Origin of the sequence: Algivirga pacifica (assembly GCF_039543525.1) — a bacterium.
GTDB classification, from domain to species: domain Bacteria; phylum Bacteroidota; class Bacteroidia; order Cytophagales; family Flammeovirgaceae; genus Algivirga; species Algivirga pacifica.
The window spans coordinates 61,158-88,069 of the sequence record NZ_BAABJX010000033.1 but is presented as its reverse complement, the minus strand read 5'-3'; the positions used below and the strand labels follow the sequence as shown (position 1 = coordinate 88,069).

General features: G+C 40.0%; 25 protein-coding genes. 12 read left to right on the top strand and 13 right to left on the bottom strand.

What is annotated here, in order from left to right; translation table 11 throughout:
• Positions 1 to 116: 116 nt before the first annotated feature.
• On the bottom strand, positions 117 to 1,301 hold the full coding sequence (locus ABD985_RS11390; protein WP_345371815.1) for a proline dehydrogenase family protein: 1,185 nt from the start codon (positions 1,299 to 1,301) through the stop codon (positions 117 to 119).
• 452 nt (positions 1,302 to 1,753) lie between these two features.
• Between ABD985_RS11390 and ABD985_RS11385 the strand changes: the two genes are divergently transcribed.
• Complete coding sequence (locus tag ABD985_RS11385) at positions 1,754 to 2,365, top strand: nitroreductase family protein (RefSeq protein ID WP_345371813.1); 612 nt, start codon at positions 1,754 to 1,756, stop codon at positions 2,363 to 2,365.
• Between the two features lie 339 nt (positions 2,366 to 2,704).
• A complete protein-coding gene (trxA, locus tag ABD985_RS11380; RefSeq protein ID WP_345371811.1) occupies positions 2,705 to 3,031 on the top strand; it encodes a thioredoxin in 327 nt (108 codons plus the stop codon).
• A gap of 59 nt (positions 3,032 to 3,090) precedes the next feature.
• On the opposite strand, the gene ABD985_RS11375 is transcribed toward trxA, so the two are convergent.
• Entirely contained in the window at positions 3,091 to 3,939 is an 849-nt protein-coding gene (locus ABD985_RS11375) for an alpha/beta hydrolase (protein ID WP_345371809.1), read from the bottom strand.
• A gap of 117 nt (positions 3,940 to 4,056) precedes the next feature.
• Positions 4,057 to 4,380, bottom strand: a complete 324-nt coding sequence (locus ABD985_RS11370) for a DUF3467 domain-containing protein (RefSeq protein WP_345371807.1) — start codon at positions 4,378 to 4,380, stop codon at positions 4,057 to 4,059.
• A gap of 411 nt (positions 4,381 to 4,791) precedes the next feature.
• Between ABD985_RS11370 and ABD985_RS11365 the strand changes: the two genes are divergently transcribed.
• The 5 genes from ABD985_RS11365 to ABD985_RS11345 all read left to right on the top strand — a co-directional run bounded on the left by ABD985_RS11365 (position 4,792) and on the right by ABD985_RS11345 (position 9,644).
• Positions 4,792 to 5,805, top strand: a complete 1,014-nt coding sequence (locus ABD985_RS11365) for a COX15/CtaA family protein (RefSeq protein ID WP_345371805.1) — start codon at positions 4,792 to 4,794, stop codon at positions 5,803 to 5,805.
• 38 nt (positions 5,806 to 5,843) lie between these two features.
• Positions 5,844 to 6,752 carry a heme o synthase gene (gene cyoE, locus ABD985_RS11360; protein ID WP_345371803.1) on the top strand — a complete coding sequence of 303 codons (909 nt, stop codon included), beginning with the start codon at positions 5,844 to 5,846 and terminating at the stop codon, positions 6,750 to 6,752.
• Between the two features lie 42 nt (positions 6,753 to 6,794).
• The gene (locus tag ABD985_RS11355) at positions 6,795 to 7,370 is read left to right on the top strand and encodes a cytochrome c oxidase subunit 3 (RefSeq protein WP_345371801.1); all 576 of its coding nucleotides are present in this window, start codon (positions 6,795 to 6,797) and stop codon (positions 7,368 to 7,370) included.
• 175 nt (positions 7,371 to 7,545) lie between these two features.
• The gene (locus ABD985_RS11350) at positions 7,546 to 8,013 is read left to right on the top strand and encodes an Lrp/AsnC family transcriptional regulator (RefSeq protein ID WP_345371799.1); all 468 of its coding nucleotides are present in this window, start codon (positions 7,546 to 7,548) and stop codon (positions 8,011 to 8,013) included.
• Between the two features lie 281 nt (positions 8,014 to 8,294).
• Complete coding sequence (locus ABD985_RS11345) at positions 8,295 to 9,644, top strand: MFS transporter (protein ID WP_345371797.1); 1,350 nt, start codon at positions 8,295 to 8,297, stop codon at positions 9,642 to 9,644.
• Between the two features lie 109 nt (positions 9,645 to 9,753).
• Here the strand turns inward: ABD985_RS11345 and ABD985_RS11340 are convergent, their stop codons facing one another.
• The 3 genes from ABD985_RS11340 to ABD985_RS11330 form a co-directional block, all read right to left on the bottom strand.
• Positions 9,754 to 10,104 carry a hypothetical protein gene (locus ABD985_RS11340; protein WP_345371795.1) on the bottom strand — a complete coding sequence of 117 codons (351 nt, stop codon included), beginning with the start codon at positions 10,102 to 10,104 and terminating at the stop codon, positions 9,754 to 9,756.
• Positions 10,105 to 10,240: 136 nt separating this feature from the next.
• On the bottom strand, positions 10,241 to 10,912 hold the full coding sequence (locus ABD985_RS11335; RefSeq protein ID WP_345371793.1) for a tetratricopeptide repeat protein: 672 nt from the start codon (positions 10,910 to 10,912) through the stop codon (positions 10,241 to 10,243).
• 191 nt (positions 10,913 to 11,103) lie between these two features.
• Complete coding sequence (locus tag ABD985_RS11330) at positions 11,104 to 11,595, bottom strand: hypothetical protein (RefSeq protein ID WP_345371791.1); 492 nt, start codon at positions 11,593 to 11,595, stop codon at positions 11,104 to 11,106.
• 559 nt (positions 11,596 to 12,154) lie between these two features.
• Here ABD985_RS11330 and ABD985_RS11325 point away from each other — a divergent pair.
• Both ABD985_RS11325 and ABD985_RS11320 read left to right on the top strand, forming a co-directional pair.
• Positions 12,155 to 14,878 (top strand): TonB-dependent receptor, encoded by a 2,724-nt coding sequence (locus tag ABD985_RS11325; protein ID WP_345371789.1) that lies wholly within the window; start codon positions 12,155 to 12,157, stop codon positions 14,876 to 14,878.
• A gap of 158 nt (positions 14,879 to 15,036) precedes the next feature.
• Positions 15,037 to 16,170, top strand: a complete 1,134-nt coding sequence (locus ABD985_RS11320) for a phytase (protein WP_345371787.1) — start codon at positions 15,037 to 15,039, stop codon at positions 16,168 to 16,170.
• A 93-nt stretch (positions 16,171 to 16,263) separates the two neighbouring features.
• Here ABD985_RS11320 and ABD985_RS11315 read toward each other — a convergent pair whose 3' ends face one another.
• Positions 16,264 to 18,543: an NADP-dependent malic enzyme gene (locus ABD985_RS11315; protein WP_345371785.1), complete on the bottom strand. Its 2,280-nt coding sequence runs from the start codon at positions 18,541 to 18,543 to the stop codon at positions 16,264 to 16,266.
• Positions 18,544 to 18,926: 383 nt separating this feature from the next.
• On the opposite strand from ABD985_RS11315, the gene ABD985_RS11310 reads away from it, so the two are divergent.
• Complete coding sequence (locus ABD985_RS11310; RefSeq protein WP_345371783.1) at positions 18,927 to 19,475, top strand: NUDIX hydrolase; 549 nt, start codon at positions 18,927 to 18,929, stop codon at positions 19,473 to 19,475.
• A 184-nt stretch (positions 19,476 to 19,659) separates the two neighbouring features.
• Positions 19,660 to 20,103: a hypothetical protein gene (locus tag ABD985_RS11305; RefSeq protein ID WP_345371781.1), complete on the top strand. Its 444-nt coding sequence runs from the start codon at positions 19,660 to 19,662 to the stop codon at positions 20,101 to 20,103.
• A 57-nt stretch (positions 20,104 to 20,160) separates the two neighbouring features.
• Here the strand turns inward: ABD985_RS11305 and ABD985_RS11300 are convergent, their stop codons facing one another.
• The 3 genes from ABD985_RS11300 to ABD985_RS11290 form a co-directional block, all read right to left on the bottom strand.
• A complete protein-coding gene (locus ABD985_RS11300; RefSeq protein ID WP_345371779.1) occupies positions 20,161 to 20,481 on the bottom strand; it encodes a hypothetical protein in 321 nt (106 codons plus the stop codon).
• A gap of 224 nt (positions 20,482 to 20,705) precedes the next feature.
• Positions 20,706 to 21,578, bottom strand: a complete 873-nt coding sequence (locus tag ABD985_RS11295) for a histidinol-phosphatase (RefSeq protein ID WP_345371777.1) — start codon at positions 21,576 to 21,578, stop codon at positions 20,706 to 20,708.
• A 171-nt stretch (positions 21,579 to 21,749) separates the two neighbouring features.
• Positions 21,750 to 22,715 carry a hypothetical protein gene (locus tag ABD985_RS11290; protein ID WP_345371775.1) on the bottom strand — a complete coding sequence of 322 codons (966 nt, stop codon included), beginning with the start codon at positions 22,713 to 22,715 and terminating at the stop codon, positions 21,750 to 21,752.
• Between the two features lie 184 nt (positions 22,716 to 22,899).
• Between ABD985_RS11290 and ABD985_RS11285 the strand changes: the two genes are divergently transcribed.
• Complete coding sequence (locus ABD985_RS11285) at positions 22,900 to 23,256, top strand: translation initiation factor (RefSeq protein ID WP_345371774.1); 357 nt, start codon at positions 22,900 to 22,902, stop codon at positions 23,254 to 23,256.
• Positions 23,257 to 23,314: 58 nt separating this feature from the next.
• Here ABD985_RS11285 and ABD985_RS11280 read toward each other — a convergent pair whose 3' ends face one another.
• The 3 genes from ABD985_RS11280 to ABD985_RS11270 form a co-directional block, all read right to left on the bottom strand.
• A complete protein-coding gene (locus tag ABD985_RS11280) occupies positions 23,315 to 24,829 on the bottom strand; it encodes a flavin-containing monooxygenase (protein ID WP_345371773.1) in 1,515 nt (504 codons plus the stop codon).
• Positions 24,830 to 25,066: 237 nt separating this feature from the next.
• A complete protein-coding gene (locus ABD985_RS11275; protein ID WP_345371772.1) occupies positions 25,067 to 25,528 on the bottom strand; it encodes a hypothetical protein in 462 nt (153 codons plus the stop codon).
• Between the two features lie 120 nt (positions 25,529 to 25,648).
• Positions 25,649 to 26,581 (bottom strand): DUF5996 family protein, encoded by a 933-nt coding sequence (locus ABD985_RS11270; RefSeq protein ID WP_345371771.1) that lies wholly within the window; start codon positions 26,579 to 26,581, stop codon positions 25,649 to 25,651.
• Positions 26,582 to 26,912: the final 331 nt, after the last annotated feature.

The window sequence follows — 26,912 nt, the reverse complement described above, 5'->3', positions numbered from 1 at the left end:
CCTATGATTTAGGCTATTAATTTCAATTTTTAGGGCCTGAGAAGTATTCAAGAAAAAAGGCTTAGCGTTAATGTGCTAAGCCTTAGTTCCTTTGAGTGTTTTTTATAAAAACGCTTTTATAGTTGTTGTCTTCTTTTCATTTCTTCTCTTACCAGTAATAGCTCTCGGCTACTTTGACCCGCTATGGAGGTGTTTTCTTCTGCACGTCTGAACAGGTAGGGCATTACTTCCTTTACAGGTCCGTAAGGTACATATTTTGCGACATTGTAAGTTGCATTAGCCAGGTTGTAGGAGATGTGATCACTCATCCCGTACAATTGAGCGAAGAAGAAATTTGGATGTTGAGCAGAGATATTGTGCTGCGCCATCAACTGCGTCAAGTACAAACTGCTATCCTCATTGTGTGTGCCAGCGCATAAAGCCATATACTGACTGTTCTCGACTAAGAATCGGAGAGCAGCGTTATAGTCTTGGTCACAAGCATCTTTACTAGGTTGAATAGGGTTTTCATACCCCATTGTACTAGCACGCTCACTTTCTTTTTCCATATAAGCTCCCCTAACCAATTTTACACCTAGTTTGTATCCTTTCGTTGCGGCGGTATCCAAATCAGTTTTCAGTTGTGCCAGTTTAGCATGCAGGTACATCTGATACGTGTTGTAGACAATAGCTTCCTTTTGGTTGAATTTTTCCATCATTCGGAAAGCAAGTTCATCAATGACAGCTTGTATCCAGGTCTCCTCGGCATCAATGAAAATACGTACCTTATGGTGATGGGCCGTTTCACAGATTTTTAAGACACGTTGCTGTGCTTTTTCCCATTCAGTGTTTTCCTGAGTATTTAGAGGGGTTCCAGCTTGCAGTTTCTCTAAAATAGGGATCGCGCAAATGCCTGTCACCTTAAATACTGAGAATGGAATGTTTGGTTCCTGACTTGCTTTGACGATAGTACGAATGATTTCCTCTGTCGTGAAATCAAAGCTTTCGTCACTTTTTTTTCCCTCTACGGAGTAATCCAGAATAGTTCCTATATGGAACTTCCCTAGTTTTTGTATGGTGTTTTCACAGTCCTGAATAGACTCTCCTCCACAAAATTGGTTGAATAAAGTGTTTTTAACAATACCTTTAATTGGTAAACCTAATTTAAAAGAGGTAGAAATTAGAGAAGTACCCAGTTTTACCAGCCATGGATAGTCCATGCTATTAAACAACAGGTAACTTTTACGCAGCTCGAGATTGCTTTTCGAGCTGAAAGCAATGCGGGTGTCCGCAAAGTTGATCACTCTGTTTTGTACTGTCATGATGGTAGCTTATATGGTGTAGTATGCTTATTAGTAGGAGTGGTATGTCCTTCTTTGAAGTATAGGATACTTTTATTAGTCGCAAATTTATAACAAAAAAGCAATGACATACGTTCCTTTCGAGGCAAAATAAGAGCAATACTCTTATTACAAAAGTACCATTAAAGAATATTTGTTAATAAGGTTAAAATTTTAAAACATTACATAGTACAAGATATACTTAACCTGATACTATTTTACCCTATGCATGAAGCGGGTTGTTTTTCAGTAGGTTGGTGTACATTAATTCGCCGCTTGTTTGTGGGGGTAATATATCGCTCATTATTAGTTAATTAATATTTAGTTAAGTTTGAATAAATAATTGTCATACTGCCAAACCGCTTTCTTGAATCGTTGAATTAAACAAAATTAGTTGGTGGCAGGACGAATTTAATAACATAAACGCTTTCATTATGTCAGATAAACATACGCTCTCCCCTTATGATACGGAGGCATTTAATCAATTAGTAAAAAACAGACGTTCTTATTTTCCTAAAGAGTACACCGGAGAAGAGGTGCCCGAAGAGGTGATCCTTCAGATGTTGGAGAATGCCAATTGGGCTCCTAATCATGGAAGAACAGAGCCGTGGCGTTTCTTTGTTTTTGCAGGAGAGGGGCGAAAGAAGTTAGGTGAGATACAGTCTGAGATGTATCGTGAGCACACGGTTATGGAAAAGTATGATAAAGCCAAGGAAGAGAAATTAGCAGCAATGCCTATGCAAGCGTCACATGTTATTGCAGTGTGTATGGATAGGCAGGAGACAGAACGTATTCCTGAAGTAGAGGAGATTGAAGCAGTAGCTTGTGCTGTACAAAATATGTATCTCACGATAGAGGCTTATGGGTATGGAGGGTATTGGTCCAGTGGAGGAATTACCTATATGGAAGCTGCCAAGGAATTATTTGGTCTCGGGTTGAAGGATCGTTTGTTAGGTTTCTTTTATGTTGGAGTACCGAAACAGAGAGGAAAGGAAGGACAGAGAGGTGATGTGCAGGAAAAGGTCACTTGGGTGAGGGAAGCTTAGGGTAGTATCGGATTTTCTTATTGTTTAATTATTCCATCTTAATTAAACGACAACCAATAAGTCATTATATCGGGCCTATAAGTGGTAAGGGTAATCCGAAAGGTTATAGTTTAGGGGATAACTAAACTATATGAACTCAATCATTTATGATTGAAATTAGACATCCTGAACAGTGGGGGAACGAATAATGTCTATCTCACTGCTGAAAAAAAAGCAGGTATCCTGAACATTTTTACTATGATATTGTTTTAATTTACGTCTTCAATGAGATGACCGCTGTACACTAACAGTGGTAGTGAATAGAAACAAATATTTTCATTAAAAATAAATTACGAGCAAATGGCAAAGGCAATTGAAATCACAGATGCAAACTTCGACGAAGTAGTATTGAACTCAGATCAGCCAGTATTGGTAGATTTTTGGGCAACATGGTGTGGTCCTTGTATCATGATGGCTCCAGTAGTAGATGAGCTTGCTGGCGATTTTGAAGGAAAAGCTGTGATCGGGAAGTTGGACGTAGATGCTAACCCAAATGCAGCAGCTAAGTATGGTGTAAGATCTATCCCTACCATGTTGGTATTCAAGGGAGGAGAAGTTGTAGATAAGTTAGTAGGTGCTTCTGCAAAAGATGTATTGGTATCTAAAATCGATGCTCAACTAGCATAAGCAATTCTTATAAAAAAGTATGGCTCATCCTGGATTAATTTCGGATGAGCCATATTTTTTTATACCTGAGGCTCTTGTACTTCCTCCAGGAAGTCCAGTATATATTGTAACGCTTTTTCTTTAATTAGCTCATTGTGCAATTCATGTCTCATGCCATTCCATGCCTTGTACTTTAATAATCCTTTAGGGGCTTTTCGGGCAAATTTTTCGCTACTTTTCTGAGAAGTGACATTATCCGCTTTACCATGCATCATGAGTAGAGGATGCACCAGTTTGTCGGTGTTTTCCAATATCCACAATCCGGCATTGGACACTCCTGTAAATAAAGTACCCCCCATCTTATTGTGTACCAGTGGATCTTCCATGTATTTTTTGCCTACTGTCAGGTCTGAAGACAGGTCTTCAGGAATAATAGCTGAAGAGACGGTAAAAGAAGGGTATAGGTTGCTAATCATTTTTCCTAAACTCACCGTCAGTTTTGGAGGTTGATTGGTGAGTTCATACCATGGGCTGGTGATGATTCCTGCTTTGATGATGCGAGGTTGTTCTCTTAATAAATATGTGGTAGCTATATTGCCTCCCATACTGTGTCCATAGAGGTAGAGTGGGACTTCGGGAAACTTACTATACGTAAGCGCTAGGAATTCTGTGATATTCACTAATAGTGACTCGTAACTGGGAACTACCCCTCTTTTACCATCAGAACGCCCATGTCCCCTTTGGTCAAAACCGATTAGGCCGATTTCATGTTGATTAAAAAATTGGGCAACATGCTCATATCGACCAATATGCTCACCAAAGCCATGGATGAGGCAAAGAAGTCCCTGTGGACGTTCGGAACCTGGTAGCCAGCATTTGCCTCTTAAGGTGAGCTGGTCTTGTGTTTGCCATTCGAAATCAAAATTCATATTGTTTAAGTGGTTATAGGTTAGTGATTGGTAAGGTCGGAAAGGTAGATCTTGGCTGCATGCTGGGGCTTAAAGGGGGAAGAAAAAATACTATTTTTTCTTCCCCCTTTAAGTTTGTTACGCTTCTCCCATCGTTCCTCCAAAATTCATTGGAAACTTAGGGGCTTCCTCAGTACGCTTGATAGGACCAAAGGTTTGCTCATAGCGTTGGATATTATCTTGTAAGGCATGCAATAATCTCTTGGCATGCTCAGGAGTTAGGATAATTCTCGATTTTACTTTTGCCTTGGGTACGCCTGGCATCATTCGTATAAAATCAATAACAAATTCGCTATTGGAGTGGGCAATCATAGCAAGGTTTGCATAGATTCCTTCTGCTACTTCTTCATTTAGTTCAATGTTAATCTGGTTCTCTGCAACTTGTTGTTCGTCTTTTTCCATGATTATTTCTAGTTGATTTAGCGATGATTATGTGGTCAATGAATACTCCTTGGTTCGTTTACAGGGAGTTTTCAGTACTTTACATTGGTTAAATAACTCATAATTCAATAAAAAACACAATTTGCAGCTTTGAAATATGTGAAATGCGTAGGCTTGCTCACAGCATGATAGACTCAGAAAGTTAAAAAATCTGAAAGAGGACTTTTGTCAACATAACTTCATTTTGTAACTTTGCCATCATTTTATAGGACTATTCTTTTAGTTGAAGGGGTAATACTTTAGGTAGATAGGATAGGAGTATAAAAGCGACAATAAAAAAAAACAATCTAGGAATACAAGTCGTTGAGACAATGTCAGGAGTGGAATTACCAGCAATCCCTCTTGGTGAGGATTAACCTAAAGCAGAAATTCATGCAAGAGAAAACAAGCAGTAGAGAACGTTATTATCGCCGATTTGGTGTGATCACTATCGTTGCGGTATTCTTCCTGATACTAGTGGGAGGAATTGTAAGAAGTACAGGTTCTGGTTTGGGATGTCCAGATTGGCCACAGTGTTTTGGACAATGGGTTCCCCCGACAGATATCAGCGAATTGCCTGCAGATTATAAAACTGTTTTTGCAATTGAGGGAAAGCAGATTGCAGACTTTTCTGCCTTGAAGACATGGATTGAGTATGTGAATCGTCTGGTAGGGGTATTGATAGGATTGTTTGTTTTTATTACGCTATTGCTATCTACACAATACTGGAGCCGTGACAGACTGGTGTTTTGGATGTCTTTGGCCGCTTTTGTTTTAGTTGGGTTCAACGGCTGGTTAGGAAGTGTAGTGGTTGCCACTCATTTAAAGCCAGTGATTATTACTGGACATATGTTGTTGGCATTAGTGACCGTAGGGGTACTTATTTTTGCCGTAGCAAGGTCCTATGGAGCTGTAAGCCATATTCCTAAAGTGAATAATGTGCCAAAAATCAATAAATGGCTGGCGGTTGTTGTCGTTTTGTCAATTCTGCAATTGGTATTTGGAACACAGGTAAGACAAGCGATTGATACGGTAGCCAATAGTATGGGAGAAGCGGGAAGGCATTTATGGATAGAAAACACGGGAATCATGTTTTATATTCACCGTTCTTTCTCGATTGTAGTTTTCTTGGCCAATGCCTATTTGGCTAAGCTAATCATTGGAAGTGTTAGTAAGCAAGAGTCCTTGTATCATTGGTCTATCATCTTACTTGGGTTGTTAGGGATGGAAATCTTAACTGGAGTGATTATGGCTTATTTTGCTATTCCAGCCTTTACACAGCCGCTGCATTTGTTATTGGGCGCGTTGATTTTTGGACTTCAGTTTTACTTGATCTTATTGGTCAATTATGAGAAGGTGATGTTAACCACTAAGGTTGACAAGGCAGAGGAGTTGGAAACAGTATAGTGCATATGGGAATTAGGGAAAATAAAGAAATAGGAAGGATGCAACAAGAAGTAATTAACCATACAACAACAGAGCAGGAAGCTTCCCAGGCTCCTCAGGGATATTTTAAGATGTACTGGGAGCTGGCCAAGCCACGACTAACCTGGTTGGTGGTCTTTACAGGGGCTTGCGGTTTTCTGTTAGCATCTGACGGAGCGATAGATTGGTGGGGCTTGCTAGCCTTGACCATCGGAAGTTTTATGGTGACAGGGGCTGCCAATACGATCAACCAGGTGATTGAAAAAGACCTGGATAAGCAAATGAAGCGTACGATGAACCGTCCTTTGCCTTCAGGGCAAATTTCGGAGAGACAGGCTGTTATTTTCATTGTTGTCATGGCTACTTTGGGCTCTATACTACTTTGGACAGTACTGAATCCTTTAACGGCTTGGTTGACACTTCTATCGTTAATATTGTATGGATTTGTCTATACGCCAATGAAGCGTATTAGTCCGATATCGGTATTGGTAGGAGCATTTCCAGGTGCATTTCCTCCTTTGATTGGATGGGTAGCGATGACGGGAGAAATTTCTCATGAGGCTATTGTATTGTTTGCTATTCAGTTTTTCTGGCAGTTCCCTCACTTTTGGGCTATTGCCTGGATAGGAGATGAGGAGTATAAGAAGGTAGGAATGAAGATGCTTCCTTTTGGAAGAAAGGATGGAAGTACAGTCAAGCAGATTCTTTCTTATTCTTTAGTATTGCTGCCGTTGGGTGTATTGCCCATGGGCTTAGGGATTACAGGAAATATCTCTGCGATTATTGCTGTATTGGCCGCATTTATGGTGCTTTCACAAGGTGTAGTACTATGGAAAGAACGTAGCAACAAAGCGGCTTTGAGAGTGATGTTTGCCTCTATTATTTATCTGCCAGTAGTAATGATTGCTTTCTTGGTGGACAAAGTATAATGATTTAGAAAAAGAAGAGATTATATATAAACGACAATAGTAATGGAACAGATGATGACAGATCAGCCCCAAAGAACGTTTAGTGTGCATCCCAAGAAATTTGCGATGTGGCTATTTATTGTAAGTATTACCATGATCTTTGCGGCTTTTACCAGTGCCTATATTGTAAGACAAGCAGAAGGTAATTGGTTTGAGTTTGAGTTGCCAATGGTATTTTATTACAGTACTGCCGTGATTGTAGCGAGTAGTGCTACCATGTTCTGGGCGATGCGTTCAGCCAAGAAAGATAATTTCTCAAATCTTAAGATTGCTATTGTGATTACGGCAATTTTGGGTGCCATTTTCTTGGTGCTGCAAGTCATAGGATGGCAGCATTTGGTAGAAGTAAGTGCTTACTTTGTAGGTAACCCTTCAGGATCCTTTGTATATGTGATTACAGGAGTACATGGGTTGCACGTAGTAAGTGCAGTAGTTTACTTGTTTGTGATTCTTTTTGCAGTATTTAAGATGGAGATCCACTCTAAAGCGTTGGTTCGTTTAGAGATGTGTGCTACTTACTGGCACTTTCTGGATATCCTATGGGTATATCTGTTTTTCTTCCTTTTGTTTAACAGATAGGTAGTATTTAACCGAAAGGAAGAGAAGGACGACCCTTGTGGTTGCTCCCATAGAAGAGATGAAAGAAAAAGGATGAAGGAGAAAGACCTGTTGGAAGGTTTTAAATCCTTCATCCTTTTTCTTTCAACGAATAAATAGATCGTCTTATCTTTGATCAAGGACAAACATATTGCACATGGAAAAGCTGGATGCTATAGACTTAAAAATACTGGAACACTTACAGGCTAATTCGGACATTACTACCAAGGATCTTGCCCGTAAAATAGCGCTTTCTCCGACTCCTGTGTATGAACGGGTAAGGCGTCTGGAGAAAGAGGGCTATATTTCTCGATATATGGCACTGCTCAATCGAGAAAAGTTAGGAAAGCATTTGATTGTTTTCTGTCATGTTAACTTAAAGGAACATGCTCGGGTAACAGGAAAGCTTTTTGAAGATGAAATTGTCAACCTGGAAGAGGTGACAGAATGTTATAGTATTTCGGGTGACTATGACTTTATGTTAAAGGTGGTAGTCAAGGATATGAAAGCATATCAGAACTTCCTAATGGATAAGCTTGGGGCTATTCATTGCATTGCTAGCTCTCATAGTACATTTGTCATGGGAGAGGTGAAGCAAAGCTATGGAATTCCATTGGATCGATAAAACATCATAGACTTACTTGGAAAAGTACAATTTACTATTGAGAAGAGGCAGCTCTTTAAATAAACGGGATCTAACAGGGTCCCGTTTTTTGTTTGTTTTGTAGGTTACTTTTATGCAACCGGTTGTTGTGAGGTTGTAAAGTTAATAAATGATAGTCTTGGAATATTTATATGTAAAAGATGACAGTTATCATATTTGAAATGTCCGCTAGGTTTCTATCTTTAGACACTTGCAAAATTTTAAGTAAAAATATAATCATAATACTATAGACACTTGCACATATGGAAATGACTAAAGTACAAAAGCCTCGTTTAAGCTTTTGGCAGGTATGGAACCTCAGTTTTGGTTTTTTGGGGGTACAGTTTGGTTTTGCTTTACAGAATGGTAATGTGAGCCGTATTTTACAGGCCTTGGGTGCGGATGTGCATCATTTGGGCTTTTTCTGGTTGGCGGCCCCGATCGCAGGGATTATCATTCAGCCGATCATTGGAGGTGCGAGTGATAACACTTGGACAAAGTTGGGACGTAGAATTCCATTTATCCTTGGAGGAGCATTATTTGCAACCATTGCCATGTTCCTGATGCCTAACTCAGAAATCTTTACGGCACTGATGCCGGCAATGTTCTTCGGTGCATTGATGCTATTAATCATGGATGCCTCTTTTAATGTTACGATGCAACCATTCCGTGCTTTGGTAGGGGATATGGTACCGGCTTCTCAACGTAACCTTGGGTATTCTATTCAGAGTTTCTTGATTAATACAGGTGCGGTAGTAGGATCTTTGCTGCCATTTATCCTAACACAATTAGGAGTAGCCAATGAGCCTGCAGCAGGAGAAAAGATTCCAGATTCTGTAGTTTGGTCATTCTATATCGGTGGGTCAGCACTAATCCTTTCCGTATTGTGGACGTCTTTCAGAACGAAAGAGTATCCGCCAGAACTATACTATAAATACAACCCAGTAGAGAAAAAAGAAACAGAGGAAGTAGAGAAAGAATCTTTCTTTACGACACTAAAGAAAACACCTAAGACCATGCTGCAATTGGCAGTGGTACAGTTCTTCTCTTGGGTAGCCCTTTATATTATGTGGGTATATAGTACTCCTGCGATTGCACAGCATATTTGGGGTACGGAGCCAGGGGATGCGACTTCAGCTGCCTTTAACGAAGCAGGTAACTGGACAGGGGTGATCTTCGGTGCCTATAGTTTGTTTGCAGCCATCTTCTCTTTGATTATGCCTAAGTTGGCGGAGATGACTAGCCGTAAGATGGTCTATAGTATATCTTTGGCGCTAGGTGGCCTTGGATTGATCTCTATGATGTTGTTTACAGATAAGAACATGCTGATCCTTTCTATGGCAGGAGTAGGTATTGCTTGGGCGGCTATCTTGGCAATGCCTTATGCGATCCTTTCAGGGGTATTACCTTCAGATAAGATGGGATTGTATATGGGAATCTTTAACTTCACCATCGCCGGACCTCAGATCTTTGCTGGTTTGTTCGGTGGACAGCTGATCGCTTTGTTCAATAATCAAGCAATTCTTCTATTGGCTTTTGCCGGGGTTTGTATGATTTTGGGTGCCGTAGCGGTATTCTTTGTCAAAGAAGTGAAGGAAACTGAAGCTGAATAAGAAGTATCATTAGGCCTTAAAATGGTTTATCGCTTATTGGTTATCGTTTATGTTAATTAAACAATAACCGATAAGCGATAAACAAACAAGCTCAACCAATAAGAAAATACTACCTTAACCCCCATTCTAATATCCCCCCAATAAAGGTGGCCACAATAGCCCAAAGGAGCCACTGAATTTTTTGCTTGTAAGCATTTTCCTGCATTTCCCAAGCTTTTTTCTGATCATCCATTTCTTTACTTCTATCAATCTTAGTCACCGTGACATATACTTCGATGCCATCTTTTTGGTATAGGGCTTTGCTTCCGATAGCCGTATTGGGAGAAATGTTATGTAGTGGTCCGGCTAGTTGTAATGCTTGTAGGTGTTCTGGTGTTTTTCCTAGTATCTTTTTTACATCTTTCCCTTTACTTTTCTTCTTGTTACTTAGTATTCCGCTAATGGTTAATATGAAAATCATGCTCAATAAGAATACTGAAAATACTAATTCATGCATAGTGGATTATTTTATTTTGGTTGATACCCAAAAATACCTTAGCAGAACGTAAATGAAGTGGGTAGTACGTAAAAAAATGAGTTTTATTTCAAGCAAGCTCTTATTGTTTGTTACAATACTTTTGTAGGTAATAAATCGCCTTTGGATACCCTAAGGATGCTGCGATTTCCCAATCGTTACAGGCTGACTTATAGTTTTTGATGTGGTAATTGGCATATCCTCTATTAGCATAAGCACCATAGTATTCTGGAGATATAGAAATGGTTTGATTATAGTCTTGAATCGCGGCCTTAAAGTTTTTGCTCTTGAAGTAGGCATTTCCTCTATTGAAGAAAAATAAATAATGAAGCTGGGGGTTAGGCTCATCAGCGGCGAGTGCTATTGCTTTATTGTACTCTAATATCGCTTCCTCATAACGTTCCATTTTTTGAAGTAAATCCCCTGAGTAAAAATAGAGGTCAGGGAAGTCTGGAAAGGAGTTTTTGGCAATACGGTAGGCCTTTAAAGCAAAGGCGTAATCCTTGTCCTGTAGACATGCCATGCCCAGGTTGTAGAAGTAGTCAATATTGGTAGAGTCAATTTGGATCGCTTCCCAAAAGTAGGCTTTTGCCAAAGGGTAACGTCCATCTTCTAGCAATTGAAAACCTTGATAGTTGAGGGCTTCTGCAACAGGGTCAAGAGAGGAGTAAAGAGGGATTTGTAGTATTTCTTGTCCTTTTGTAGGGGTAATCAAGTAAAAGGAAAGAATAAAGAATAGTAGTTTGTTCTTCATTGGAATAGGTGAAATCGTGTGTTTTAGGCTTCACATAATTTAATCATAATTCAATAAAGAACAAGAAAGAGAGGGGATTCTCTAAAGCACTAGAAGCGTAAGAACTTTATTCCACAATAAAGATTCGAGGATCTATCGAATTGTTTACGACAGGGGACAAATGATGATAGATAAGAGCAAAAGAAGAGTAATTAGCCGTTACAGTTATGATTAATGAATATCATAGCGGTTTCTATGTCGGTTTTCTCATGGGCATAGATTTTTCCGATCAATTCAATAGCCTCTTGGTAGTCGGGAGCCCATTGCAATGCTTGTTTGCATGCTTTGATGGCCGCTTCAGTTTCGTGCATCTGGTGGAGGACACGAGAATGAAGGTAATGATACTCTGCAATAGGAGGGCACTCTTTGGTTAATTGTAAGCACGCAGCTTTAGCTTCTTCCAAGTGCCCCAGCTCATAGAGTGTATCGGCTTTTTCATACAAAGGATTATTGATGTTCAAAAAGAAGGCGTTAGGAAGGATAATAGAGATGTCTTTGCCTCTTATTAAAACTTTGGGTGGGGCTCCGTTAATTTGATAAGTGGATTGAATGAAATGCTTGAGCGCAGGAGGATCAGGAAGGAACCGTCGGATATCAGGCAGTAACTCAAGGGTGTATTCATTTAACTTCAAGGTGATAGTCATAATATATAGGATTATAAATCGCTAACTAGTGCTATCTGAATCGTGAAATTGCCACTTTAAATAAAGATTGAAATAGTGCAATGTTCACTTTGTTGAAGGTATTAATAAAATACTAGAATACCATCGATTTTCAACACCTAATTGATGTAATAATATAATGCAAACACGTTGAGTAAGGAAATAGTTTAAGGAATGGAGCGGTATGTAATCTACGGAGAGTGTCAAAAGAGAGGTGTGAGGGTTTACAGAAGTTTTCTATCTAAATCAGTATTTCAAACAAGCTCTAAGTGCACTTTTACCTTTTGGGTACTCTTGTTGTTTACATTGCAGTGATTACTTTTCGCTTTTAATTGATCTATTTGTAATGTCATTTTTTGCATTGTAGGGACTGTATAGTAGAAGGGTTCATTTTATAGTGATATAACATTGTTTTCTGTAATCCATTGGTAATGTGTGTGCTTTGTCTGTCAATCTTATGATAGTATAAGCTTGATTTGTAGTTTCCCTTCCTTCCTGAATTCTTTTCAACCTTTGAAGAAATCAATTAAATCTTCGAATCATGAAAAGAATTTACACTTTATTATTTCTACTCTTATGGTCTTCTTTTTCTCTAGTCTTTGGACAAGGGATATTAAAAGGAAGAGTTGTCGATCATACCAATTTGCCGCTACCGGGAGCTATGGTAAGCATTCCTACATTGAATATTGGAACAGTAGCAGATGCTAACGGCTATTTTTTGTTGCAAGATATTCCGGAAGGCACGCAGGAAATGACAGTATCTTATATAGGGTATGAGGCTATGACAACTTCTGTAGAGGTAGCAGAAGGAACGACCATGCTGCCATTACTGAAGTTTCAGGAAATCAAAGCCCTAAACGAAGTAGTCGTATGGGGGAATGCTAGTGGACAGAATAAGGCGATCAACCAACAGAAAGCGTCAGATCGTATCGTCAATGTGATTTCTTCTGATCAGATTGGTCGTTTTCCTGATTCTAATATTGGTGATGCCATGAAACGTATTCCAGGGGTATATGTACAGTATGACCAGGGAGAGGCTCGTTTTGCTAATATCCGGGGGACAGCACCTCAGCTAAACTCGATTACGATTAATGGGGAGAGAATTCCTTCAGCAGAGGCGGAGATCCGTTCGGTACAGTTGGATTTGGTGCCGGCAGATATGATTCAGATGGTAGAGGTGTCCAAGGCCGTTACTCCAGATATGGATGGTGATGCGATTGGTGGATCGGTCAACTTGCAAACGAGGGTTGCTCCTGCAGATCGTAGAGTTTCAGCAACCTTGGGCTCAGGGTATAACTTTATTGCCAATAAGCCAATGCTGAATGGCTCCTTGATTTATGGAGACCGCTTTGCGAATGATAAACTAGGTGTGATTGTGAGTGCTTCAGTATTTGATCATCATTTGGGTTCAGATAATATTGAAGGAGAGTGGGACGGAGAGCAGTTAAAAGAGTTTCAGGTAAGACAATACTATCTGCAACGTTTGAGACAGAGTTATTCTTTGGGTGCGGACTATAAATTGAATGACAACCATACCTTGTACCTACAAGGGATGTACAACCACAGAAATGACTGGGAAAACCGCTACAGATTACGTTTTGATGACTTGGAGTACAATGAGGAAACAGATACCTATGAGGCAGAGATACGTAGAGAAACCAAGGGCGGAGCCAACGATAAAAATAGAAGACTGGAAGACCAACGAGTATATAATGCTTCCCTCTCAGGTGATCATATCTTTGGGGCTTTGACAGCCGATTGGAAAGTGAAATATGCCAAGGCTTCTGAGACACGCCCACAAGAACGTTACATCACTTACCGTCAGAAAGGACAGACTGTCGCCTTTGACCTAAACGATCCTTACCAACCGACTCCTTCTACAACATTTCCTGAAGTAACATCCGCTTGGGATTTTAAAGAGATTACGGAGGAGAATCAATATACAGAAGAGGAGGATTTAACCGCTCGTCTAAACCTGAACTGGTCAATCGCTGAGGGAGAGTTTGCTAGTAAACTGAAGTTTGGCGGTAAGTATAAGTTGAAGAAAAAACTAAGGGATAATGAGTTCTTTGAGTTTGAACCAATCGAGGAAGATAGCTTCTTTTCTACATTGGCATTGGAGGATGTGACAAAAGATAATTATCAGGCAGGTAATTATGCGATCGGCCAATTTGTTTCTGCGGAAACCTTGGGAGGTCTTGACTTGAGTAATGAGAGCTTGTTTGAGAAGTCAGAGGTATTGGAAGAGATTGCAGGTAATTTTAATGCTGAGGAAGCTATCTCAGCAGGATATATCAGTTTGAATCAGCGTTTGGGGAATAAGTTAAGTATGGTAGCAGGTGTGAGAATGGAACACACTCAGGTGCGTTATCAGGGGTTTGTTTATCAGGCTGAATTCGAAGACCAGGATGAAAACTTGACTGCAACAGGTGAACAAACAGACTTTTATACCAACTGGATGCCGGGTATTCATTTGAAGTATGAGCCGGTACAAAATCTATTGGTTAGAGCGGCATGGACTAATACCATTGCACGTCCTAATTACTTTGATTTGGTACCTTATCAGCAGATTTTTAGAGAGGATAATGAGTTGGCAATTGGTAATCCTGCCTTGAGTCCAACAACCTCTATGAACTATGATTTAATGGGAGAGTATTACCTGAAAAGTCTTGGACTGTTTACGGCAGGGGCTTTCGTGAAACAGATTGATGATTTTATTGTAGAGCAGGTAAGTGATGAGGTGATCAATGGAACGGAGTATGAAGTAACACAGCCGATCAATGGAGGAGATGCCTTGATTGCCGGTGTTGAAATGGGTATTCAGAAGCGTCTGACTTTCCTTCCTTTCCCATTAAACCGCTTGAATGTATACTCTAATTATACTTACACATTCTCTGAGGTGTCTAATTTCCAGATTGAGGATAGAGAAGATGAGGTGATCGCTTTGCCGGGTACTGCAGCACACGCTTTCAACGGTTCCCTATTCTATGATAGCAAGAAGCTAAATGTCGGGGTATCTTTTAATTATACGTCAGCATTTATTGATGAGTTAGGTGATGAGCCTGTAGAGGATCGCTACTATGATCAGGTATTCTATCTGGATGCCAATGCGAACTATCAGGTGACTCCACAGTTACGCATTTTTGCTGAGGCGAATAACCTATTAAACCAACCTTTGAGATATTATCAGGGAAGTGTAGACCGAACGATGCAGATAGAGTATTATGCTCCTCGCTTCAGCTTCGGCGCTAAGTTTGATTTGTAAGAGTTTGCTTTGCGGATTTACAATATGACTCAGCAAAGGGTACGTTCGAATCATTATAACGAATAGTAAAGGTCGGACAGAAACGTCCGACTTTTCTTCTTTTTATAATTGAAAATTAATCATTGAAAATCAACAGCTTTTTGAGAGAACATAAAACCATGAAAAATTACACTATCGTTTTTTTATTATGCACTTTAATTGGATGTACTTCCAAAAAGACAGAAAAAGCCTATAAAGATCCCAGAGAATCAGATGCTTCCATGCAAATCGCTTATGGGTTACAAGACTCGATAATGATTGCTTTACAGCCAACTATGGAAACTCAGGCTGTAGTGGCTCCAGCTGAGGAGGATGCAGCGGATGATCCAACATTATGGATACATGCTACAGACAGAAGTAAAAGCTTGATCTTTGGTACCCATAAGAAAAAAGGTCTTTATGCTTATACCTTGGAGGGAGCTGAGGTGGCTTTTTACCCTGTAGGTTCAGTAAATAATGTGGATATTCGTCAGCAGGTCATCCTGGGAATGGATACGGTAGATCTTTTGGCAGCTTCGAATAGAAGCGAGCATGGAATTACCTTAATGCAAATCGATAGCATAGGACGTTTAGCGCCACTAGGGCAAGGGGTATTTCCAGTATCTGAAGCGATTGATGAGGTATATGGTTTTTGTATGGGATACGATCAGGAAAGCCATCTAACATATTTATATGTCAATGGAAAGAATGGGGTTATAGAGCAATATCAGTTAATCAAAGACAGTGTGGTACAGCTACAGTTGAGAAGGACCTTAAAAGTTGCTTCTCAGCCAGAAGGTATGGTTGTGGATGATATAAGTGGTATGCTATATATTGGAGAAGAAGCTGTAGGAATTTGGAAAACAAGTGCTTTCGATCATGCTATCGATTCCTTGTCATTCATTGAAGCAACATCTGTTGCGAACAATAAAGCAATAGAGGCCGATGTAGAAGGGATTGCCTTGTATCGTCAGGATTCTACGCAGCAATATTTAGTAGTTTCCAGTCAAGGGAATTTCTCTTATGCATTAATCGATATGACTATGGAGTCGTATATGGGAAGCTTTAAAATTGTAGATAGTAATACCATTGATGGGGTAGAGGAGACCGATGGACTGGAGGTCTATGCCGGAGAATTACCGGGATATCCTAAAGGAGTATTAATCGTTCAGGATGGCTTTAATTTTGATGGGGAGGTATACAAGCCTCAGAACTTCAAGGTAGTATCCTGGGAGCAGGTAGAGGATGCCTTTTTAACTACGGCAGCCCGTTAATTTTTTTAATGAAGAATGAAGAATGAAGAATGAAGAATGAGGAATGAAAAATATAATATTCTTCATTCCTCATTCTTCATTTTTAATTCTTAATTATTGCTGGTCAAATCGTTGGGCATCAACATTTGACAAGGCAATCATATGAAGAATTTCTCTTTCTTCAGAACCTAGCTGTAGGATGTGTACCGTCTTTTTCATACCTAACATGATCGGTCCGATAGCTTCTACCTCTCCCATTTCCTGAAGGAGCTTGTAAGAGATATTTGCCGAGGTCAGATCAGGGAAGATAAAGATGTTAGCACCTTCTCCTGCTAGTTCAGAGAATGGGAATACATTCGTCAGAGCCTCTTTGTTTACGGCAAAGTTTGCTTGAATTTCACCATCTACTTTAAGGTTAGGCATCTTCTCTTTCAACAATTGACGTACCTGACGCATACGAGTAGAATCTGGATGTTTCGATCCCCCGAAGTTGCTATGGGAAAGTAACGCTACTCTTGGTTCCAGGTCAAAGTCTCTCTTAACCGTTTTGGCTACCATTTCTGTGATCTTTGCCAACTCTTCAGCAGAAGGGTTTTCATTAATGGTGGTATCCGCGAAGAAAAGAGGGCCTTTCTTCGTAAGCATTAAATACATGCTGGCTACCAATCCATCACGGGCACCGATCACTTCCAGGGCAGGGCGAATCGTACCGGCATAGTTTCTGGTTACTCCAGAAAGTAAAGCATCAGCCTCTCCTTTTTCTACCATCATGGCTCCAAAGTAGTTACGCTTACTCATGAGGTCATGCGCTTCTTCCATAATGATCCCTTTACGTTGACGCTTCTCGTAGTAAGCTTTTGCATACTCTTCCTTCTGAGCGGCAAATTCTTTTGCACGAGGGTCAATGATGGTAACCTTAGACATTCCTTTCAGCTCAAGAGCTTCAATCATTGCCTCAATACGCTCTCGGTTACCCAATAGGATAGGATCTACAATTCCTTCATCTTTTGCTACTCGGATTGCTTTAAGAACTTTAGGGTTGTCAGCCTCTGCAAAAACAATACGCTTACGTGTTTGACGCGCTTTATTGTTCATACGGCGGATGATATTATCCTCTTGTCCCATGCGCTGTTGCAGCTCATTTTTATATTCATCCCAGTCAGTGATAGGCTGTTGGGCTACTCCGGTTTCCATGGCTGCTTTCGCAACGGCAGGAGCAACGGAAGTAAGTAGTCGTGGATCCAGTGGCTTAGGAATAATATAACTTGTGCCAAAGTTCAAGCTTTCCAGGTTATATGCTTTGGTTACCGCATCAGGTACAGGTTGCTTGGCAAGGTCTGCAATCGCTTTAACTGCGGCAAGCTTCATGGACTCATTGATCTCTGTAGCACGAACGTCCAATGCACCACGGAAGATGAATGGGAAGCCCAATACGTTATTCACCTGGTTAGGATGATCTGAACGACCTGTTGCCATGATCAAGTCTTCTCTAGAGGACATGGCGATCTCGTAAGGAATCTCTGGGTCTGGGTTGGCCAAAGCAAACACAATCGGGTTGTCTCCCATGGTTTGAAGCATCTCAGGGCTTACGACATTACCCATTGAAAGTCCCAGGAATACATCAGCACCTTGCATCGCTTCTTCTAAGGTACGTGCATCTGTATTGGCTGCGAATTCCGCTTTATGTCCCGTAAGGTTTTCTCTTTCCGTATGGATTACACCACGGCTATCACAAACGATAATGTTGGATTTGCTAACCCCTAGCTCAATAAAGATCTTCACACAAGAGATAGCTGATGCACCTGCTCCAGATACTACTACCTTAACCTCTTCTGCTTTTTTATTGACCAATTCCAAGGCATTCAAAAGGGCTGCACCGGAGATAATAGCCGTACCGTGCTGGTCATCGTGCATGACCGGAATATTCATTTCCTGCTTCAGACGAGTTTCGATTTCAAAGCAGTCTGGCGCTTTGATGTCCTCTAGGTTAATTCCTCCAAAAGTAGGTTCCAGGGATTTGACGATACGAACAAATTCGTCCACATCAGTGCTGTCCACTTCAATATCAAACACATCGATTCCTGCGAAGATTTTGAATAATACCCCTTTACCTTCCATTACTGGCTTAGAGGCTTCTGGACCAATATTTCCTAGTCCCAGTACGGCTGTACCATTGGAAATAACGGCCACCAAATTGCCTTTGGTCGTGTATTTATAAACATCTTCTTTATTATTGGCAATTTCCAAACAAGGATAAGCTACTCCTGGGGAGTAGGCCAATGCTAGGTCTCTTTGTGATTGCGTGCCCTTGGTGGGAATTACTGCAATTTTTCCAGGGATGCTATGCTCGTGGTATTCTAGCGCATCCTCCTTTCTTATGACATCTTTCGCCATGTTTCTATATGGTTTTGTTTACTTGGTAATTCTATTTCGAGCCTACAAAGGTATAAACGAAATACAATTTGTAAATGATAAACAATGATTTTTATGGTTATTTAATATTGACTTAAGGGAATCGTTTAAATGGATTTTTGCTGAAAATCATTAAAATATTGTTTTATGGATTTATAGTGACTGAAAACCAGTAAGGTAGGTCAAATTGTTTAACTAAAAAACGATTTTATACAATTCTGTTAATATATTGAAAGGGCGACTCTTGTGGACGCCCGAACCAAAAAGTACAGTAAATAATGTGGAGGCGATATTTGTGGTCACCCGAACTTCTTCTACTTTACATTCTTGAGCAATCAACCATAGAAATATAATTTTTAAGAGAAATGAATTTTTGTAGTCACTGTGGCAGTAATGCATTGAAATTTGAAATTCCGGCAGGAGATACCCATCACCGTTTTGTATGTGATGCATGTGGAACGATCCACTATCAGAATCCAAGAATTATTGTAGGATGTATACCGATCTACGAAGGAAAAGTATTACTAGCGAGAAGAGCAATTGAACCAAGGGAAGGTTTATGGAACTTGCCGGCAGGCTTTTTGGAAAACGGAGAGCGGGCAGAAGAGGGGGCACGTAGGGAGGTCAAAGAAGAGACAGATGCCTTAGTGGAGGTTGTACGATTACATACCATTTTTGATTTACCAGAGTTTAATCAGGTTTATCTTCATTTTTTAGCGGAAATGCAGGCACCTCATTTCGCTTCTAAGACATCAGAGAGCTTAGAGGTTCGATTGTTTGAAGAGAAAGATATCCCTTGGGAAGAAATTGCATTTGCTTCTACAACATTTGCCTTGCAGCGCTATTTCGAAAACCCTACAACAGAAAATGTCCATAGGGGAGTTTTCTATAAGTATAAGGCAAAGTCTTTATAATGATATAGAAAAGAAGGTTTTAAACTCATTTACATTTTCTTACCGTTGACATACATTATTTAACGGTTCACATCTTCATGTGTAAAGAGTTCGGGGTAAGCACGTACTTTAGTATAGATCAAACGAGATAAACAGTTTGGTTCTAGTGTCAAATTACTCCATTTATAATAACTCAACAAAAACCATGAAAAAATTAATTATCGCTATTTTCTCAACGCTCTTTCTATTGTCTTCTAACTTATTAATAGCTGGTGATCCAATAAAAACAGAGCATGATGAGAAACGAAAGAAGAAATCTAAATCAGAGGCAACCTTGATGAGTGTTAAGGATGTGTCAGGATACGAAGTAGCGATTCACAAGCATAAAGAAGACTATGTGTTCTCTTTGCATTTCGATAAGCCAGAGAGTCATATGGTAGAGGTATTGATTAAAGACGAAGACGATAGAGTGGTATTTCTACAAACCTTTAAGAAGTATAATAAGGTGGTCAAAAAGTTTAATTTGAAAAACTTACCTGACGGAGATTATACCATAGAGATTCGTAATGACGATGCTTTAGTAAAAACGAGAGGGGGGGAAGTGGTTTCTGATAACCGTAGGTTGTATCAGGAAATAAAATTGGATTAAGTAATAAAATAAAGATAGATAAACAGTATGAAATAAAAGGCGCAGTTTCTGCGCCTTTTATTTTTCCATTGTGTTGTGTTCTTCAAGGTATGGACAGGTAAGTCCAAATAGGTCTGTCAGCTCTTTTAGCGCTTCTACTCTCTGAGGTTCCTCTTTCTGTATGCTGTTGCCAATAGCACGACCTGCGATACGTTTGATAAAAGCGGTACTAATCTCATCAATAAGAGCTAGCTCTTCTTCTGACAAATTCTTGTGTCTTCCGATCTCACGCTCTTTGATCACCTGAAATACCTTAAGAAGCTCTCCATAAGTGATCAAGCTATGCTGGTCTGCCTCAGTATGCGCTACTGGACATCTGTCATCTGTTCTAATAGTCATAAGGAAGTTGTCCGTTTAAGGATCCTTCCACTATCTCTCTGGCACAAGACAGCGGATCCACACTTGAATAGTTTATATAACTTAGTTTTGTTCTATCTTTTCGCAAATATATATAATAATTATTAAAATTGAGTCTAAATTTTAAACTAGATCATTGAAATTTATCCATTCTAGAAGCAGTTCAGTAGGCATTCTTACTCATAGACAATTAACCGTGATAAACTCTAATGATTCAGCATTTTTAATCCCTTGGTATCAAAGTCTACTCCTTGCCACTCTCCATTGTACAGGATGTGTAATTGATTAAAACCAATTTCTTTTAAAATATGCGCTGCTTCTGAAAAGCCTTTAGTGATTTCAGTCGGAATATGAGAATCAGCATTGAGGCAGATAGGAATATTCTTTTCCAATATTTTTTCCAGAATCCATGGACTTGGATAAGGAGTGTCCGTGGCTTTCTTGTATAGCCCTCTGGTATTCACCTCTACAATAGCCGAAGATTGTGCAATGACTTCCAGTGTTTCCTCTACGGCATCTCGATACCACCCTTCATCTTCTGAGAATAGATTACCATCCTCATTTTGCATCTTGATCTTGTCGAGGTGTCCAATTACATCTGGACAGTCGTACTGAATCATATGTCTGGTGAGTTCATAGTAACGCTCGACAGCAGCACGGATGTCATTGTGAAAAATAGTGGATAACCCGTCTAGAAATAGTTGGTGAGGGCCATCGATTTCCCAAGGTTTGCCATTTGGGAACTGATCTACATAGTGAATAGAACCTACCGTATAGTCTAGTTCTGCTTTTTGTATAAAGTCACTACTACATCCTACAATATTCGGGATATAGTCAACTTCCATACCTAGATAAACCTGTATGTCGTTTTTATAGGCTTCTGCTGCTTGACGTACTTCCTTGACATAACGAGGGACTTCCTCCATTTTCATATTCCAGGAAGAGTCAAAGGGTACTGGGCTATGGGTAGAAACACCATAGGCATAAAGCCCCTGCTTCACGGCTTCTTTAACGTGTTCTTCAGGAGCAAATTTGCCATCGCAAAAATAACTGTGGGTGTGATAGTTTGTCCAAGACATAGTTTTTTGAGGTAAAAGGTAAAAGGTAAAAGGTAAAAGGTAGGGGCGCCCCTTGTGGTCGCCCGGACCAAAGAAAAAGGTAGGAGTAATCCTATGTGGTCGCCCTGACTATTCAATGTTGAAATCGAATATACAAGTCAGACTACCGTATACAAAAACCTTCGAATGAATTTATTCATGCTTAGGTTTTAATAGGCTATGATTCAGTAATAACCCAACCAGGGTTGGAAATAGTATATTTAGTAACCATAACGATAGAGATGCATAAATAACCCCTATCTCCTCAATTCCATATTGCTGAAAGAGGTAAAGGGATGAAGCTTCCCTGATTCCCAGGTCACCAATCGCTGAAAAGGTAGGGACAAAAGTCTTGATGCCAAAGATCATCGTAATAAGGGCAATGGTGTGCAAGAAATCGATGTTCACCGAAAAAAATAGAAGCACAAGATAAAATTGCATTAAAAAAACAAGGTATCTGAAAATACTGATCCACCATGCTTTCATCACGATTCGTTTAGGGATACGAGTATATACCTCCCATTGTACTTTCCAATGAGGCTTTTTTTCGAATAGCCAGCCTTGGTATTTTTTGAATAAATAGAATGAACAACTCATTCCAACTATTAATAAGGGAAATAGATAATAAGTACTTGTGGGTATTCCATATAGAAAGCCGTATCCTAGCATACATGCGATAGCCGTAACCAACGTCAATAAAAAGTGGCTAATGCCTAGAGGAATTAGCGCCTTGGTTTTGTGTCCTTTGGGGATATGAAGTAGCCTTCCTCCCGTTAATCCGAGTAGCTTTCCAGTAAAAAAAGAGGCCGCAACTCCTGAAAGAACTCCTGTAACCGCATGTTTATACGATAGTGGGTAAAAAGGGAAAACCAGTGTTTGCCAACGTTTGGCTTCCAATCCCCAATTGACAGGGATAAGCAGAATAGCAAGGAGTAGAAAAGGCAATTGATGGTGATGATAGCCAATAGACAGTGTTTCCCAAAATCCTTTATGGAGGGCTGTTTTATTTTGTAGGTGCCAAAAAATATAGCCCACTGCACCAACAAACAAGACAGTTTTGAGGATAAAGAAGGGAAGTCCTTTGTTATAATTAAAAAAATATCTTTTGGAGTCTTTCATAACTATTGGCAATTTGCACTTATGACGGTATAGGACAACCCATTTTATAATCCATTCATCTGAAAATAATGTAATGACGTGCCAAGGTACGGCATATAATGTATATCTGGAACGTTGATAAAGGGGCAAATATAAGTCCATATTCGGTAGTCAGCAATTTGTAATAGAAAACAGCTAATCAATAATGAGCAAGAAAAATAATAACGATAACGACTGGAAAGAACGTTTGGGAATGGTCTTCTCTACCAATCCCGATTTTGAATATGATTACGATGAAGAGGATACAGAAGAAACGTTGCCTCCAGCTCAGCAAAAATTATATGTTTCTCTGGATAAGAAAGGAAGAAAAGGAAAAGTAGCAACCTTGGTAGAAGGGTTTGTTGGAACAGAGGAAGATCTGAAAGCCTTGGGTAAGCAATTGAAGTCCAAGTGTGGGGTCGGAGGAAGTGCCAAAGAGGGGGAGATCCTGATTCAGGGAGATTTTAAGGAGAAGGTCAAGGAGCTGCTGTTGGCCGATGGCTATAAAGTCAAATTGAAATAATGAAAGGGCCGCATAAGCGGGAATGGGAAGGCCGCGCCACTGGCGCGGCCGTGCCGAGTTAGGTCCAAAGCTCTAGAGAGCTTAATGGTGCCTTTCGCTTCTCTTTCTTATTGATATATTCCTCATAGACCCCAAGATAATCGCTTGCTTCATAGCGACCGAATACCTCTGCAACAGGGTTCGATTTTCGATAGGGGGAGACCTGTAGTTCCTTCAACATAATATCTAGGTATTGCTGATAACGGGTGTTGATGGCACATGATCGGGAAGGTTCAAAGTGAATATGTTCCCGTTTCCAGTGACACATATACTCGATGGCTTTTTTCATATCTTCCGATGTAGGAAGTTTTAGATCCCCATCTAATACAGCCGCAAGCCAAGCGGCACCCACCTCTGCTGCTGGTACATGCATAAAACCATGGTTGTATCCCGCAAAAGCAAAGTTAGGAATATCCGGATGAATGATGTGACGATAAAGTTGTACGCCATCCTTTTCCTGTTCCAATAAGCTTCGGTAGTTTTCTGGCATAAATGGAAAGCGAGGCTTTTGAGATCCTAGTGATAGAACGACAATATCTGCATCGATTTCACATCCATCTTGTAGCTTAATACCTTTTTCTGTAAAGCTTTGTAGTGTTCCTTGATGTGGTTGTATAATGCCTTTTGCGACATAAGGGTAGTAAAGGACAGGCTCTAGTGCGGCAGCAGAACGTAAGTCCATGGTAAAAGGGTGGTCAGGTAAAACCGCATGAATTCTTTGCTTGGCGTCTTTTCCCTTGAACCAGGCATTGGCTTTCATTTGGGTAGCAAATAATCCCGAAAGCATTTTCCAGAAACCATTAACAACAAAAGACATTTTTTGATGAAGTACTTGTTCTACTTTGCTTGGATGTGCCCAGCTGCTCATCATCACCGAACCAAATCGGCTAAAAAGTGGATAAGTATAATGGATGCCCATAATTTTAAAAGGAATGGTCCATCTTGGTGTTCGGAAGATATGCTCCACCTCTGCACCGTTTTTTCCAGCAAGGGTAGCCATATCCAGAGCACTTTTACCAAAGCCAACAACCGCTACTTTTTTTCCAGAGAAAATAGAGAGGTCCTTTACATCTCTTTCTGTGATAATCTGCCCCTTGAAGATTGATTCTCCCTTAAACTCTGGTCGGTTCTTGCCACCACTATATTGTCCTATGGCAGAAATGACATAGTCCATCTCAATGGTAGAAGTGCCTTCAGCGTTTTCAATGTTAAGTGTCCATCCATTCGGTTTTTCTTCCATGGACAAAATTTGATGCCCGGTACGTACATCTAATGAAAAATGAGTGATCGCTTGCTTGAGATAGTCAGTGATTTGAGCAGCAGTAGGATGCTGATCGGGCTTTTTAGGCCATGGAAAATCCGAAAAGCAGTATTGAACGCCTACATTTTGAAGGCGTACATCAGGATAGCTCATCGCCCATACGCCTCCGATTTCTGTGTTTTTTTCATAAAGGGTCACCTTGTGCCCCGCCTTTTGCAAAATAATGGCGGTAGCAATGCCAGAGATACCGGCACCAATAATAGCAATGTTCATCAGAATAGAAAATTGAGTAAAAAATGTAAATGATTGTTAATACTAGAATAATAGGGAAAAAAAATGAGAGGAAGAAATGTAGGGATGGTTTATGGAAATTACTTTCTATCATCTAATGATAGAGTTCCTTACCTCAGGAGGTAATGCTGTGAACTTAAGGAATTCAATTTCTCCCGTCAGGATGACGGGAGAATTTTCATTGTCAAATTTGAATACAACACGAGAAGTTTGAAAGGTCTATTCTACCACTTTCTTAACCATTTCGATTGTTAATCCATCTTCAGGTTTGAAAGGTTCTTCCATGAGAATTCTTTCCTTAGATAACTCCATAATCTGATATTCCCCTTCTATTAAAACATTATAGGAAGGATCAAAGTGAAGGTATAAAAACTCTATTTGATCATCTGATACGTTTAATGTGAAGGCATAGCTTGTTTCTACAGTAGTCTTGGCGTTGTTTTCTTTAAAGGATAATGCACCTTGTAAAAGATCAAGGTCTTCTGGAGAAAAAGTCAATTCTCCATAATTTTCCGCCAATAAGGCACCATTTTGTTGTCCTACTTTTTTAATAATCCATGTTCCTTCCAAGGTTTTATTTCCTTCTTTAATAGCGCTAGGAGAGATGTCCTCCATGCAAGCACTCAATAGCGTAGTACAAAAAAGTAATAGCGTGTAAAAAGTGATATTGTTTTTCATCATAGTTTCAGTGAGTTATTGTTTGTTTAATTTTTAAATTTAAAAAAAAACATAATTCCTATAAAATAAAATCAAAAAAGGCCATGCGATAGGCGCAGCCGTATGAAATGGGATCATTTTATTTTACATACGATCCAGAGAAGGAACCACATTTCCATCAATATCCCACTTCCTTAGCGTTGCTCCCGCCTGATAGGCACTTTCCAAAAAGTCCAGGAGTACTTTTCTGGGTTCTTTTTCTTTAAGAAGTTCATGATACGAGAGTGTTGCCATGGGAGAGCCATTGGCATCTACCCATTGGGCATAATCGGGGGTAAGCTTTTTATTTTCAAGGCCATCAGGAGAAGGGTAGGTATAGGAGTAGAAGGTAGGCTCCGGTGTGTTGTCATCTCCTACCCAAAAGCCGAAGCTGATGACTTCATGGGAGTAGGCATCTTTATCGGAAATACGACTTTCCTTAGGCATTTCAGGTCCTTTTTGTCCAGAGAAACGGGTGATGGCTAAGTCCATATGATGCCAATAGATCTGTACAGGGGAGGTCTTTCCATAATATCGCCCGCTAAATTCCTTGAACACATGGCTGCACCAAAGCATGGCTTTCCATACATTTTGCATGTACTGCTTATCATAATGATGGTACTCCGTGATCTCGGAAAAAGGAGTGTCAACTCCCATGTCATATGGTTTGTCAATAATATTGGGATGGATATTTAGACGAGATAATGTCTCCATAAATCGATTGTAGAAGGTGGCGATGGTTTGTCCCTGAAAGAGAGGGATTTTTCTTGTTACTCCCATACTGTGATGTATTTGCACCTCTTCCTCATGAACGTTGAGTACAATCTCTATGGTACTGATTTGGTCTGGGCAGGGGATACTACCTGTGGTATATCCCTGAGCTGTAGGGTAGGAGGTGATATACCACCAATGATTTTTACGGGGAGTGAGTTTCAGACGGGTTTTTCCGATGATCTGTAGTATCAGGTGTAAAGTAATACGCTCTTTATTCCATTCCTGATAAGGCAATTCGGGTAGATCAATTTTTAAGGTGCTCATGGGTTGTGAAAGGTAAAAGGTAAAAGGTAAAAGGTAAAAGGTAAGGGTGCCCCTTGTGGGCACTCCGACGAATAAGTAAAAGGTAAAAAGTATAAGGTAAAAAGTGAAACGTAGGGATGCAATTTATTGCTCCCCTTCTCCAACAAGTTCACAGCACAGGGAGTGTCCAGTAGTACGGGCTAATGCCAATAGGATAGGGTAACGCTAATAGCACAGGGCAACGCCCTGTGTCCCAAATAATCGATGGAGATAGGATGATTTTACCTTTAAAATACAATGACTAACTTGTAAAAGTTAAAAAAAATATGAATCATTGATGAACCTTAGGGTA

Coding starts and splice junctions, on each gene's coding strand:
- ABD985_RS11390 (WP_345371815.1), bottom strand. CDS start 1,301: ATGACAGTACAAAACAGAGTGATCAACTTTGCGGACACCCGCATTGCT.
- ABD985_RS11385 (WP_345371813.1), top strand. CDS start 1,754: ATGTCAGATAAACATACGCTCTCCCCTTATGATACGGAGGCATTTAAT.
- trxA (WP_345371811.1), top strand. CDS start 2,705: ATGGCAAAGGCAATTGAAATCACAGATGCAAACTTCGACGAAGTAGTA.
- ABD985_RS11375 (WP_345371809.1), bottom strand. CDS start 3,939: ATGAATTTTGATTTCGAATGGCAAACACAAGACCAGCTCACCTTAAGA.
- ABD985_RS11370 (WP_345371807.1), bottom strand. CDS start 4,380: ATGGAAAAAGACGAACAACAAGTTGCAGAGAACCAGATTAACATTGAA.
- ABD985_RS11365 (WP_345371805.1), top strand. CDS start 4,792: ATGCAAGAGAAAACAAGCAGTAGAGAACGTTATTATCGCCGATTTGGT.
- cyoE (WP_345371803.1), top strand. CDS start 5,844: ATGCAACAAGAAGTAATTAACCATACAACAACAGAGCAGGAAGCTTCC.
- ABD985_RS11355 (WP_345371801.1), top strand. CDS start 6,795: ATGGAACAGATGATGACAGATCAGCCCCAAAGAACGTTTAGTGTGCAT.
- ABD985_RS11350 (WP_345371799.1), top strand. CDS start 7,546: ATGGAAAAGCTGGATGCTATAGACTTAAAAATACTGGAACACTTACAG.
- ABD985_RS11345 (WP_345371797.1), top strand. CDS start 8,295: ATGGAAATGACTAAAGTACAAAAGCCTCGTTTAAGCTTTTGGCAGGTA.
- ABD985_RS11340 (WP_345371795.1), bottom strand. CDS start 10,104: ATGATTTTCATATTAACCATTAGCGGAATACTAAGTAACAAGAAGAAA.
- ABD985_RS11335 (WP_345371793.1), bottom strand. CDS start 10,912: ATGAAGAACAAACTACTATTCTTTATTCTTTCCTTTTACTTGATTACC.
- ABD985_RS11330 (WP_345371791.1), bottom strand. CDS start 11,595: ATGACTATCACCTTGAAGTTAAATGAATACACCCTTGAGTTACTGCCT.
- ABD985_RS11325 (WP_345371789.1), top strand. CDS start 12,155: ATGAAAAGAATTTACACTTTATTATTTCTACTCTTATGGTCTTCTTTT.
- ABD985_RS11320 (WP_345371787.1), top strand. CDS start 15,037: ATGAAAAATTACACTATCGTTTTTTTATTATGCACTTTAATTGGATGT.
- ABD985_RS11315 (WP_345371785.1), bottom strand. CDS start 18,543: ATGGCGAAAGATGTCATAAGAAAGGAGGATGCGCTAGAATACCACGAG.
- ABD985_RS11310 (WP_345371783.1), top strand. CDS start 18,927: ATGAATTTTTGTAGTCACTGTGGCAGTAATGCATTGAAATTTGAAATT.
- ABD985_RS11305 (WP_345371781.1), top strand. CDS start 19,660: ATGAAAAAATTAATTATCGCTATTTTCTCAACGCTCTTTCTATTGTCT.
- ABD985_RS11300 (WP_345371779.1), bottom strand. CDS start 20,481: ATGACTATTAGAACAGATGACAGATGTCCAGTAGCGCATACTGAGGCA.
- ABD985_RS11295 (WP_345371777.1), bottom strand. CDS start 21,578: ATGTCTTGGACAAACTATCACACCCACAGTTATTTTTGCGATGGCAAA.
- ABD985_RS11290 (WP_345371775.1), bottom strand. CDS start 22,715: ATGAAAGACTCCAAAAGATATTTTTTTAATTATAACAAAGGACTTCCC.
- ABD985_RS11285 (WP_345371774.1), top strand. CDS start 22,900: ATGAGCAAGAAAAATAATAACGATAACGACTGGAAAGAACGTTTGGGA.
- ABD985_RS11280 (WP_345371773.1), bottom strand. CDS start 24,829: ATGAACATTGCTATTATTGGTGCCGGTATCTCTGGCATTGCTACCGCC.
- ABD985_RS11275 (WP_345371772.1), bottom strand. CDS start 25,528: ATGATGAAAAACAATATCACTTTTTACACGCTATTACTTTTTTGTACT.
- ABD985_RS11270 (WP_345371771.1), bottom strand. CDS start 26,581: ATGAGCACCTTAAAAATTGATCTACCCGAATTGCCTTATCAGGAATGG.